This is a genomic window from Cytobacillus sp. GQ23, from assembly GCF_059758675.1.
In genome coordinates this window covers 44,486-57,056 of the sequence record NZ_JCAXER010000010.1, presented here as the reverse complement: position 1 = coordinate 57,056, position 12,571 = coordinate 44,486, and the positions used below count along the sequence as shown (strand labels likewise).

8 protein-coding genes and 1 pseudogene are annotated in these 12,571 nt (G+C 39.4%); 3 read left to right on the top strand and 6 right to left on the bottom strand.

The window, feature by feature from the left end; translation table 11 throughout:
• Positions 1-27 precede the first annotated feature (27 nt).
• The 5 genes and pseudogenes from csaB to AC6CHU_RS10170 form a co-directional block, all read right to left on the bottom strand.
• Complete coding sequence (gene csaB / locus AC6CHU_RS10190) at positions 28-1,146, bottom strand: polysaccharide pyruvyl transferase CsaB (RefSeq protein WP_498121493.1); 1,119 nt, start codon at positions 1,144-1,146, stop codon at positions 28-30.
• Between the two features lie 3 nt (positions 1,147-1,149).
• A complete protein-coding gene (locus AC6CHU_RS10185; RefSeq protein ID WP_498121491.1) occupies positions 1,150-3,012 on the bottom strand; it encodes a DUF5693 family protein in 1,863 nt (620 codons plus the stop codon).
• A 32-nt stretch (positions 3,013-3,044) separates the two neighbouring features.
• The gene (locus AC6CHU_RS10180; RefSeq protein WP_498121489.1) at positions 3,045-4,610 is read right to left on the bottom strand and encodes a putative polysaccharide biosynthesis protein; all 1,566 of its coding nucleotides are present in this window, start codon (positions 4,608-4,610) and stop codon (positions 3,045-3,047) included.
• Position 4,611: 1 nt separating this feature from the next.
• A complete protein-coding gene (locus tag AC6CHU_RS10175; RefSeq protein WP_498121487.1) occupies positions 4,612-5,343 on the bottom strand; it encodes a WecB/TagA/CpsF family glycosyltransferase in 732 nt (243 codons plus the stop codon).
• 325 nt (positions 5,344-5,668) lie between these two features.
• Positions 5,669-6,841 (bottom strand): annotated as a pseudogene (locus AC6CHU_RS10170) (CDP-glycerol glycerophosphotransferase family protein); the annotation flags it as partial.
• 465 nt (positions 6,842-7,306) lie between these two features.
• Between AC6CHU_RS10170 and tagD the strand changes: the two are divergent.
• The 3 genes from tagD to AC6CHU_RS10155 all read left to right on the top strand — a co-directional run bounded on the left by tagD (position 7,307) and on the right by AC6CHU_RS10155 (position 10,930).
• On the top strand, positions 7,307-7,705 hold the full coding sequence (gene tagD, locus AC6CHU_RS10165) for a glycerol-3-phosphate cytidylyltransferase (protein ID WP_197218116.1): 399 nt from the start codon (positions 7,307-7,309) through the stop codon (positions 7,703-7,705).
• Positions 7,698-8,903, top strand: a complete 1,206-nt coding sequence (locus AC6CHU_RS10160) for a CDP-glycerol glycerophosphotransferase family protein (RefSeq protein WP_498121484.1) — start codon at positions 7,698-7,700, stop codon at positions 8,901-8,903. The genes tagD and AC6CHU_RS10160 overlap by 8 nt, the downstream gene beginning before the upstream one ends.
• 143 nt (positions 8,904-9,046) lie before the next feature.
• Positions 9,047-10,930 (top strand): C39 family peptidase, encoded by a 1,884-nt coding sequence (locus AC6CHU_RS10155; protein ID WP_498121482.1) that lies wholly within the window; start codon positions 9,047-9,049, stop codon positions 10,928-10,930.
• A 49-nt stretch (positions 10,931-10,979) separates the two neighbouring features.
• Here AC6CHU_RS10155 and AC6CHU_RS10150 read toward each other — a convergent pair whose 3' ends face one another.
• Positions 10,980-12,551 (bottom strand): glycosyltransferase family 2 protein, encoded by a 1,572-nt coding sequence (locus tag AC6CHU_RS10150; protein ID WP_498121480.1) that lies wholly within the window; start codon positions 12,549-12,551, stop codon positions 10,980-10,982.
• Positions 12,552-12,571: the final 20 nt, after the last annotated feature.

The following is a 12,571-nucleotide window of genomic DNA, read 5'->3' as shown; positions in this document are numbered from 1 at the left end:
TTAAAGATGCCATAATAGTTACATGATTTAGTGTTTTTTCAGTGACCCCTCACCCATTTTATTTCCCTTCACCTCCTTCTCGAAAAATCGAATAGCTTTTTGAGCCGTGTTACCCGCTTCCTGCTGCAGATATCCGATTTTTTCCTTTAGATGCATGGATTCAGCACCCTTATTTCGCAAAGCGGTTCTTACCGCTTGTGAAAGAGATGATCCATCCCATCCTTCCTCCATCACATGACCTGCTACAGGCTGTCCGGCAATCTCGGCAAATGCTTCGATTTTCGGATCATATGATAAAGCAATAAAAGGAGTATAGGTGATCGAAGAAAAAATAAGCGCATGCAGCCTCATTCCAACCAGCACATCCGACTTGCCGATGATGGCTATTTTTTCTTCAATGGAGGCATCATAAGGAGCAATATAGCTTTTCTCCTTCATTTTTTCAGCTGTTTCTTTTGATGCTCTTTCATCGTGTTTGCCGTGCATAGGGACAAAGACAACCTGGTTTCCATCCTGGGCTAAGGAATCTAAAGCATTTGCCATCTTTTGTTTATAATCCGAGGAAGAAGGCCAATCTCTGACTGATACTGTAACAGCAGAACCGGTAAACGCCTGCTTCTCCCACCAGGTGCTGTTCTGCTCTGCAAGCTTAAGACCTAATACAGGATCAGGCACAATCTCAATTGAATTTTGGACTCCAATTCTTTCGAGCAGTTTTTTCGATGCGAGGTCGCGTACCGTTATTTCCGTTTTTCTTAATACTTTTTTGACAACAGCCCTGCTGATAGGATGGTGCAGGGGACCGATTCCTTGTGCATAGATAAATACCGGTTTTCTGATGAGATTAGCAAAATGAATTACGCCTGAGTAATAGGGGATCGACCTAAGTTTCGTCTCATCCTGCAGCAGACTGCCCCCTCCGCTTATCAAGCCATCAGCAGCAATTAGTGCTTTACATACTTCTATAACGCTCCAGCGGTCCACTGCCTTAACATTGTAAGTTTTCTCTGTAAGTGGAGGGTTATTCGATAGCACAGTAATATCCATTCCTGGTTCTTTATCCCTTAGTGCCTGTATGATCGAATAAAGAATCGCCTCATCTCCTACATTATCGAAACCATAATAACCTGATAGAACCACCTTCATTTATTAACACCTCAGTTTCCATTTCTTCTCGTAAATAGACCGTCCTTGTTTAAATAAAAAGATAAAAATCAGGCCGATCCCTAACCCTAATGCAAGGCTGTAAAAAGTCCTCAGAAGTGAGATATAGAGAGGTATATGCAAATGGGTAAAGGTGTTAACAATTGATAAATACCCGATAACACCAGGTATAAGCAAATACAAGCCAATTTTTTGATGATGAGGATAGAGGTAAAGCGCCAGCACAAAGAACGGGAAGCCAATCAGAAACTCCTTCGTTCTCGGCCTTACATACATGACCTCTTCCAGCCATTGGCGAAAAGCCAGTTCAATGGATGATACGCTCCCCGCATTTCCAGTACGGCTTATATAGTACAATCCGATAACAGCTAATAAGCCAATCACGGCTAAATGCCAATACTGAACCTTCATGCTCAGGATGCCCTTGAGGTCCCGCAAAAGAGCATAAACCATGACAAACAGGATTGGTACAAGGTAAGTCAGCTTAACTCCGCGGAACGCTTCAATTTTCACCAAGTATTCATTTCCATTCAAAAGTGAAGTAATAATGATAATGCCCGCAAAGCTGATTAGAGCCGCCCGGCCATATGGCAGGAATATCCCTTTCCTATTTTTTGCAGGGAGGACCGCAAAAATCGGCGTAATAACGGCAACCAGTAAAGCAAGCCCCTGCAGGAGGATATGAGCTTTCAGCCAAAAGGCTGCGGCCGCAAGTAAAAACATGCCTGCAAGTGATGCATAGAATAATGCCTGCCTGGAAAAAATCGTTTGTACTGCAATGGAAATAAAAAGGACAGCTGCCATCAACGCTGATAATTGACTCCATAATGGGACAGATATGGAATCAAAAACCTGGGCCTTCCCCGGTTTATAGTGAGCTGGCATTTGGCTATGTATTGCCTGAATAAACTCTTTTGTATTGAAAAGCGCTTTTTCAGGTTCTTCCCCCTTCTCCATTCGAAGGAACAACGAGCGGATATTCCTTTCCTTTACGGCACGAACAGCCCTATCCACGCCTTCCTCCATGCTCGGTACTGCATTTAAATCAAGGCTGTGCAGCCGGATCATCTCAAAATCCATCGCTCTTGCCACTGTACCGATTCCACGCTGATCGGAGAATTCAATGGCATAAACAGCTATATTCTCATCCTTCAGCTTTTGTGCAAAGCTTTTGATCTTCTCTGCGTCCGGGTAGCCGATGACTTCTACACCGGAAATCAAAAGGCGATTTGATTTCTCATCTGAAAAATCAAGCAGCTGATTGAGTACAAAGGGGTCTTTTTCATCCAGGGAATTAGGCATGCGAAAAACGACTGAAAGATCTGCTTTCTTAATTTCATCTATAATTTCTTCTCTATATCCAATAGGCGTTCCATTGAATTGGTCACTGTTCAATGCAGGAAAATGAGTAAATTCCTTGTCTCCAATTCTGACTGTTTCTGCTGCCTGGAAAACATTTGTAAGCCGGTCTGTGAGCTTATTTTCATTTTGTATATGTATATATGCTCCTTCATTAGACAACCGATCAACCGAATTTTCCACTTCACTATTCAGGATAGACATCTCCTGGATCCTTCCGCCGGTCAGGACGTTAATATCCCCTATGTCCTCCAAGCTATTTAAAGTCTCAGGCTGTATACTGACACCATGCAGCCCAGCATCTTTCAAATCCCGCAATACATCCTCCAATTGCAGACTGGGATCCTTAGACACCAGTGATTGAATATCCTGAAACGGAATAATCGTTTCATAATTCCGATTATTCCATTCAGCCTGGTGCCTCTGCATAAGGCCAGGCAGCGTTAAAAGAAGAGACAGAATCAATAAACCAAAAACAGCTTTTTTCAATCTCGACATCCTTTCAAAGAAAGCACCGAATGCTAATTTGTTCCTTTTGACTTCCATTTGTTCAATAAAGGCATAGAGGCGATTTCAGTTCTATCAATACCTCTCGTAATAATTAAAAGGATAAAATAGGTGAAAGCACCTGCTATAACGGCAGACCCGGAAAATAACAAAGCTTTCATTCTGCTCCAATGTTCAATATCCGCATAAAAAACTAAAAGACTAATGAACCCGCCCATAATAATGGAAGAAATCACGACAGCGGAATCCTTCCATTTCCAAACAGGGAAAGGAACTGCCTTCTTAATAAAAATAGTATTGGCAATAAAAATGACCACATATACGGCAAGTGTCGAATAGGCTGCCCCGATTAGGCCAAACAGGCCGACCAGGATAATGTTCACTGCCGCTTTCAGAATTACACCGCAGACAATAATATAGGCAGCCTGCTTGGCCAGATTGATTCCCTGCAAAATCCCGGTACCCAGTACAGTTAACGAAGTAAATACAGAGCTGAAGCCGATGACCGCCAGCACAGCGCTTCCTTCCAGGTCTTTAAATAGAGCCAGGTTTAAAGGAAGACTTAATGCCAGCAGCCCGAATGCTGCGGGCCATGACACAAGATGCGTCAGACGGTGAGTTCTCTCCAGGATCCCACTTGCCTTTTCGTAATTCTTTTCAGCCAGCGTCTCTGTTAATAGAGGGATAAGCGGAAGCACGATCGAGCTTGAGAACACAGTAGCAATTTGAACAAGCGACAGCCCCCGCCCGTAAATTCCATACTTATAGGTAATATTTTGGTCAATATCTGTTCTCTTTAGACTATATGGAATGGTCACAGAATCCACGAAATTCAAAAGCGCCATTGTGATGGCCCCAATACAGATCGGCAGGGAAATATAGAGAATCGTTTTTCCTGTACTCAAAAAATCCCTGTATGAATAGCGAAATCCTTCTGATTTGGGTTTTAAAGAAGAACGGGCAAACAAAACCCGCAAATAAACTGCTGAAGCTGCAGCCCCTAAAATGGAACCGGCCATAATGCCAGCAGACACCGCCACATCGGAATAATTTCTTTCAACGAGCACATAAGCAATCATCAGGATAAAAGCCACCCGGATAAATTGCTCGAGCACCTGGGAAACAGCTGTTGGCCTAATATCCTGAAAGCCTTGAAAATACCCCCTGTACACAGCCATATACGGCGCTACCAGAAGAGTGGCCGAAACAACAATTAAGGCTAAACGGGTGCTTGCGCTGCCCAGTACCTCCGCTATCGGGGCTGAAAAGCTGCAGATAAGCGTAAAGCTAGTCAGACCAAATAAAACAGCCAAAATCACCGCAGTGATATATATTTTATATATCTTCTCCCGATCCCCATGCACATTTGCTTCAGAAATCAATTTGGAAATAGCAATCGGAATTCCCGCTACTGAAAGAATCAGAGCCACCATGTAGACAGGATAAACTAAGCTAAAAATACCCAGCACTTCATCTCCGGCAATATTCTGAAGCGGAATGCGAAAAATGCTTCCAAGTATCTTTGATGCCAGAGTGGCAACGGATAAGATTAAAGTGCTTTTAATAAACGCTTGCTTCATGCTAGCTTCTTGCTTTCTGCGCTAAAATCTTGAAAGCGAATCTCGGCAGTGCCATCATTCGTCCAAAACGGCTTGGCTGCTTTAACAGCCTGTAAAACCATTCCAGATTCATCCTTTGCCAGATTTCCGGCGCTCTTTTCACGGTCCCGGCAATGACATCAAAACTGCCCCCGACACCAACAAACACACCTTTGTCAAATTGATGAATATTTTCAGCAATCCAATTTTCCTGCCTTGGCACGCCTAATGCCACAAAAATGAGATCCGGCCGCTTTTCAGCAATTTCCTGCTGAATATGTCTGCTTTTCCAGTCAAAAAACCCATTATGCGAACCGACTATTTTTAGCTGAGGAAATCGTTTTCCAATATTCCTTTCAGCCTTTTCCAGCGTTTCCTGCCTGGCCCCCAGCAGATACACACGGTGCTGGTGCCGGTCAGCTAATTGAAGCAAGTCCATCATCACATCATAGCCTGCTACCCTCTCAGGCAGCGGTTTATTTAACAGCTTTGCCGCCTTTACCACACCAATCCCATCTGCCGTTACATAGGTCGCCTGTTCCACCACCTTCATATACGACGGTTCCTCATTGGCTTTCATTACAATTTCAGGATTTGCCGTTATCACAAAAGCTTTTTGTTCCGCATTTATATGATGCTGCAATTGATCAACAAATTGAGAGCGGGTTGCATGAACAAAAGGAACACCCAAAATGTCCACATGTTCTAAATTCATAAGAAAACTCCTTGTCATCTTAAATTTTCTCCATTAATATACCACAAAAGATAAGCAGCCAATAATCGCCGCTTAATCATTCGAGGACAAGGATAAAGCAGGGTTTAACTTGGAGTCAGCAGTATATCTGGATGTTTTTTCACCTCTCTGCAATGTATTCATGAATATTTCTTATAGAATAAGTGATTCGTATTTTGAAGTAAATGAATGCAGAGAATATTTACAATTTTTCACTTAAGTGCAATATTTTTATTCAAAGCTTTACAAAATTGAATTAAAAGAAAAAGGGACAGCATTCGCCATCCCTTTTACCTTAATACATTAGTTATATATCTTTTTTCAGAAAAACCTCTTCAACAACCCGCCTTGAAGACTCTCCACTCTCTAAATAGCAAAATTTGCTGTAAAACTCCTCATATTGCTCATTCAAATAAGAATCCGGGGTTATATTCTTAATATAATGAATTACCTCCTCTGTGGTCCTGGCTAATGGACCAGGTGCCTTCTCTTCAAAATCAAAATAGAAGCCGCGAAGTTTATCTCTATAATTATCGATATCATATACATAGAAGATCATCGGACGCCTCAGATTTCCGTAATCAAAGAAAACAGAAGAATAATCAGTCACTAGCATATCAGATATTAAATATAGCTCACGTATGTCCTCATGATGGGAGAAATCAAAGGCAAACCCTTCATATGGTGTTAAGTCAAAGTTCTCAGCGACTAAATAATGCATTCTTAAAATAATAATATATTCATGCCCCAGTTCTTCCCTTAAGCGATCAAGGTTTAACTGAAGTTCAAATTTATATTGGCCCTTCCCATAAAACTGGTCATCTCTCCAGGTTGGGGCATAGAGTAGAATCTTTTTATCCAGCGGCAAGTGATAGTCCTTTTTCAACTTTGCAATAGTTTCTACATTATTGTTATTGTAAAGAAAATCATTGCGTGGATAGCCGGATTCAATCATTTCTTTTCGGAATCCAAATGCCCTTCTGAATATATCCGTGGAATATTTATTAGGGGAAATCAAATAATCCCACTTACTTGATTCCTTCAGGAAATTCACTTTGTAGCTTTCTGTATCAGTACCGGGCATGTGCACTTCATCCATATCAGCTGCAAGCCTTTTTAGAGGCGTTCCATGCCATGTTTGAAGATAAGTGGTATGAGAAGGCTTCGGGATCCACAATGGCAGTCGGCTGTTGCTTACCCAATAACGGGCTCTGGCCATGAGAAAAAGCCATTTTAGAGAAAATCTTTCTGCATATAATATATCCTTATCAGTAAAGTTTTCCAGATACCTTTTATCTGCACTCCAATACATAGTATATTCAGGGTGATTTTCTCTCAGGTATTCATAAATGGCTCTAGGATTGCAGCTATATTGCTTTCCTAAAAAGCTTTCAAAGATGATAAGGTCTTCCTTCACAGGAAGATAACCGGCCAGCTTAAAAACAATTTGATATATTCTCTGTATTTTATTGCTTCTTTTTACCCTTAACAAAAAATTTTTTAATGGCATGTCTCATTCACCTTGTATATAGAATTGACTATTTTTTCAACATTTTTCGGCATATGAAGACATTATAAAGCTATTCATGGCGATTATCAAATGAATCTGGTTTTAACGAATCATTATCAAGGTATAAAAAATGAATAAATGGCTAACAGGATATGGCAGCATCCCCACGCGAAGTAAACTTGTAAAATACCAAGAAAAAGAATAAAATAGTATAAGTATGTTTGCGTTATTACTGAACGTGTACAAATTGTTAGTTCACTGTAATGGCTTTGTAAACATAAAGATTTACAATGAAAATTGTCGATGTAAATAAGTCTTTGGACACAGACTCCACCATTATACTTTTATGATAGATGGATAATGTTGAGTCAGTATTAAATAATTGTAAAAATATATCCGAAATCGAATACAGCAAGTTTTTAGGAGGAGTAATCGATGAAAAAAGTCATCACATACGGTACATTTGATTTGCTGCATTGGGGTCATATAAATATTCTAAAAAGAGCAAAGGAGCTTGGAGATCATCTGACAGTTGCCATCTCCTCAGATGAGTTTAATGCTCTTAAAAATAAAGAAGCATACCATAGCTACGAGAATAGAAAAATGATCCTGGAGTCCATTAGATATGTTGATAAAGTCATTCCTGAAAACAATTGGGAACAAAAAATCAGCGATGTTATTGAAAATGATATTGATATTTTTGTCATGGGCGATGATTGGAAAGGGAAATTTGATTTCCTTAAAGAATATTGCGAAGTAATCTACCTTCCAAGAACAGTTGGAATATCAACAACAAAGATTAAGAAAGATTTGTTCAAAGTTCACAATGGCTAGAGAGATCTTAGTATCAATATACTTGATGTTATTTTCTTTCATATTTAATATATGCAAGCTGTTCCCCCAAAAGAAAGAAAAAACTGTTTTCGTTGTTACTTTTATTGAAAATAGCGCAAGTATATATGAAGAACTTAGGCGACAAGATCCTTCTTGTCGTGCTATTTTTTTAGCAAGCAAGAATGTGTATAACTTTTTTTCTAAATATGATGAGAGCACGATATTGCTATTTGAGCCTAAAAAGCTGAAGGATTTTATAATTTCCATTTATCATTTAGCCACTTCCAAGCTGGTGATCGTGGATAATTATTATGGATTTCTTTCATCAATCCGATTCAAAAAAAATGTTACTTGCCTCCAAGTATGGCATGCTTCCGGCGCCATTAAACAATTCGGCCTTAAAGACCCCTCGATTGCAAACAGGAAGAGCAGGGCCATTACAAGGTTTAAAAAAGTATATAAGCAGTTCCATAATATAATAGTCGGCTCGGAAGAAATGGCCAGGATATTTGGGAAAGCGTTTGGAATTGAAGAAAAAAACATTCTTAGAACCGGAATGCCGAGAACAGATGTTTTTTTTAACGAAAAGCGGATAGCTCTTATTAAAAAATATATGTATCAAAAATTCCCTTATCTGGAAGAAAAAAAGGTCATTCTATATGCACCGACCTTCCGGGATAATGAATTGGATCACTTTCAGCTTCATTTGGACCTGGAGGAAATGCAGCACCATTTATATGGAGATTATATTGTTCTGCTAAGGCTGCATCCTGCTGTCAAAAACAATCTGGATATAAGCAAATACGATGGATTTGTTTATGATTATTCTAAATATGCCAAGCTTAATGACATTTTATTTATTACTGATATATTAATTACTGATTATTCATCTATTCCATTTGATTTTTCAATTCTAGGGAAGCCAATGATCTTCTTTCCTTATGATCTTGAGCACTATCAAAAAGAACGCGGGTTCTGGGGCGAGTATTCAGACGTTGTCCCTGGCCCAATTGCCATGTCAACAAGCGAAATTATAACTATTTTACAGTCAGGTAATTTTCAGCTTGAAGAAATATCGGAATACGAGAATAAATGGAATGAATATTCCAAAGGAGCTTCAAGCCAAAATATCGCTTCTTGGATCTTATATACCTTAAAGTCGCAAGAAACAAAAAAGAGCTCCCTTTACGAGACGTAAGGGGAGTATTTTTTTGCGTCGCATTTTGTCTGCGATTGCGGAACTGGATAAAAACTGGTCGAAAATTCTCTTTCCTACACTGAAAATCTATTATACTATTAATAATTGTGAGTAACACGAACAAAATAAGAAAGGGGAAAAGAATGATTAAGAAACTATTGGCTTCTTCACTTATCTTATCGCTATTGATTCCGGTCATACATAGACCGGCATATGCAGAGGCCGAAAACCAGGAAACCGTTTCTGAGGAAATTGTTCCTTCAGAAGAAAATCTTCAAGAAACTCTGATTGACCAGCCAAAAGAGGAAGAAACTTCAGAACAAATGACAGAGGATGATACAATCGCTGAAGAGTCATTTATAAGTGATGTTACGGATCCGATGCAAGAAGGAAAAGAGCCATCCCAGCAAATTACAGAACCCGCCGAATCATCAAAAGATACGTTAACTGATGAGTCATCAAAAGATACGTTAACTGATGAGTCATCAAAAGATACGCTAACTGATGTATCAGAAAGCCTTGAGTCCAACAAAACATTAACGGAAAAGGCTGTTCAAAAATCAAAAGCCGTCAGCAGTTCTCAGGCTCTGCAAAATGAGAATACGATTATAGAGGGCAATACTAAATATTTCTTAAATTCAAACGGATACCTGACCCATGCAGAAGTTTACTCAAATAATAAACTCGTTACAATAAAGGAGTTTTATCCCAATACTTCGCACGAAAATGCGAATGAGCATGTAAAGTTTATTTTCTCTTTAAATCAGGATGGTTATATTATAAAAGCTCAAAAACTTAAAGAGGACTCCCAGCAGCCAGAAATCCATTATGAATATTACCCTCAAACCCGATATGGGGCGCATGGGAAAAGGATTAAATACATATTTGAAATGACTGCATCAGGATATATTGCAAGTGCATTCCAGAGGGAAATAGACACACAGCGCACCTTGGCCATATATCAGTATTATCCTCAAACCTCATATGGTGCACATGGAAGCAAGATTAAATTTTCCTTTGAACTTAATTCATCCGGCTATTTGAATAAAGCTATTCAGAGAGAAAAGGATACCCAGCGGATCACATCAGCTTATCATTATTATCCTGGAACTGTTTACGGAAAGCATAGCACAAGCATTGAATACATTTTCGATATAAACAGCTCAGGCAATGTGGCCCTGGCAAGCAAACGAGAAAAAGGATCTCAGCGAATTCTTTCGCTATATGAATATTATTCTAATGCCGTTTATGGAAATCACGGTGATAAAATCAGTCTTATATTTGATATGAACAAGTCGGGTCATATATCAAAAACCTCTAAAAGAGAAAAAGGGACCAAGCGTATCCTTTCATGGTTTGAGTACTATCCTCAAACCTACTATGGCAGCCACAGCAATAGAATCAAATACATATTCGATCTTGATACCGCAGGCTATATTAAAAAAGGATCCTTGAGAGAATCAGGAACCCAGCGCATCCTTTCAGTCTATTTTTATGCACCAAAAACATCCTATGGATACCATGGCTCTAAAATTAGCGGACTGCAATTAAATGTTCCGCTTATATCACAGCTGCCAGAGCTGCCAACCGGCTGTGAAATCACTGCTGTAACCATGATGCTTCAATATAAAGGAGCATCAGCTAATAAAGTAAAATTAGCCAATGAAATGCCAAAGCATCCTTACAGCCCTTATTTAGGGTATGTAGGTGATCCATTTACAAAGTTTGGCTGGACTATTTATCCAACTGCATTAATGGGCATCGTAAAAAAATATGCAGGAAGTTCAGTAAACTTATCAGGTAAAAGCAATGCAGCAATAGAAGCTCACTTATCTTATCGAAAGCCAGTGGTTGTCTGGGTCTCCCCTATGCACGGCTTTACTGTACATGCCATCACTTTAGTAGGCTATGACAGCAGCAATTATTATTTCAACGACCCATGGACAGGGCAAAAAAATGTCAAGATCAGTAAAAGCGAGTTCAATAAACTATGGAGCAATCAGGAAAAAAGAGCTATTTCCTATTAAATCAGCAGAGAAAGCCCGGAACAGTTATAGTTCCGGGCTTTTTCCCACTTTACTTCAGTATTTTTTTGATTTTGGCAAGAGCTTTTCCGAACAGATCATTTTTGGCTTTAATCTCTATACTCATATTGCCTAAATTTGTCCGATAAAGAGATAGCGCGGGCTCTTTGATTCCATCGGGAGTGTTAACCCCTGGAGAAACTCTAATTCTGGCCGGCCGATACTCGGGATAATCAACCAGGCGGAAATATAGGTCCAAGGTGGATCCCCGAACCACATTTTTAAAGGCCTTGGCTTGAATCCATGCTTTATATTTCTGATTTTCAAAGAGATAAGGGTGAGGTTCCTCCACAGGCTCACTTTCAACATTAGTGAGTATGATCTTTTCCTTTGAGCCTCTTACAGTCGCATAGATTTCACCAACGGCTTGCTTGCTGGCCTTCGGAATAGTCAATGCTCCTGAAATTTCGAACCCTAAATCATCCGGTACGATTTTACTTATTATTACTGTGGGCTTAAAATCTTTGGTAACATCATGAGTCTTTTCTTCACCTTTTAAAAGGAACCTGCTGCTTTCCTGAAAGACAATTGGAGTTGTTTCTGTGTTTGTATAAATTAAAGAAAATAATTTCAATTCATTATAATTTTTATTGATAAATAAATCATAGAGCTTCTTTTCTTTAGCGGGAAGCTTTAACGCAGTATCAGCCGGGATTTCATTTAAAAATGAGGTGACCGCATCTTCCCACCGTTCTCTATCTGCATCATCGATTAAGGCATATTTAATGACATGGAGCCTCAAGAGATCCAATAAGCTTTTTAAATCATGCTCCTGAATGATTTTCACAGGTATTTGGTTAGCTTTCAGCCACTGTCTGTTTGAAGATAAGGCACTAATTCGATCCAGAGTGTTCTGCAGTTTCATTTGCTGCTGTGTGATGGAAGGCTTATCTTCTCCTTCCCTAACCCGCCATTCATATACAAAACTATTAACAATGGCTATCTTGCCTGCAAGTACGGCCCCTTTCATTGTAAAAGCCAGATCTTCATAATACTTTCCTTCTGTAAAATGAAGATTGTTTCTTTTCACAAAATCCTTCTTCCATAGCTTATTGCAGGCAATGCTATCCTGTAGCAATTCCGGTTGATCCAAAAGTGCAGTGATCTCATTCTTTTTGTATAGATTAAATTCCAGATGCCTGATGGGGATATATTTTCTCTCTTCATTAAAACGAATAACTTTCCCTGCTGCATAATCGGCGTCACCCTTTAAAGCTGCTTTCACTAAGGATTGGATGGCATGAGCCGGTATGCGGTCATCAGAATCCAAAAAGAAAATGTATGTTCCATTGCTTAATGAAATACCTTTATTCCTGGTATAGCCTAACCCGTGGTTCTGCTGGTTGATTAATGTTAATCGGCTATCCTGATTAACATACCGATTAATGATCTCTTCGCTTTGGTCAGTCGAACCATCATTAATAATAATGACTTCTAAAGCCTGATAGCTTTGATCTATGACAGATTTCAAACATTCGTCAAGATAAGGAGCAGCATTATATACTGGAATTACAATGGATACAAGTGCAGACACATTTCTCACCTCTACATTTACAAATGCCAAAATAATAAAAAGAGCTGCAA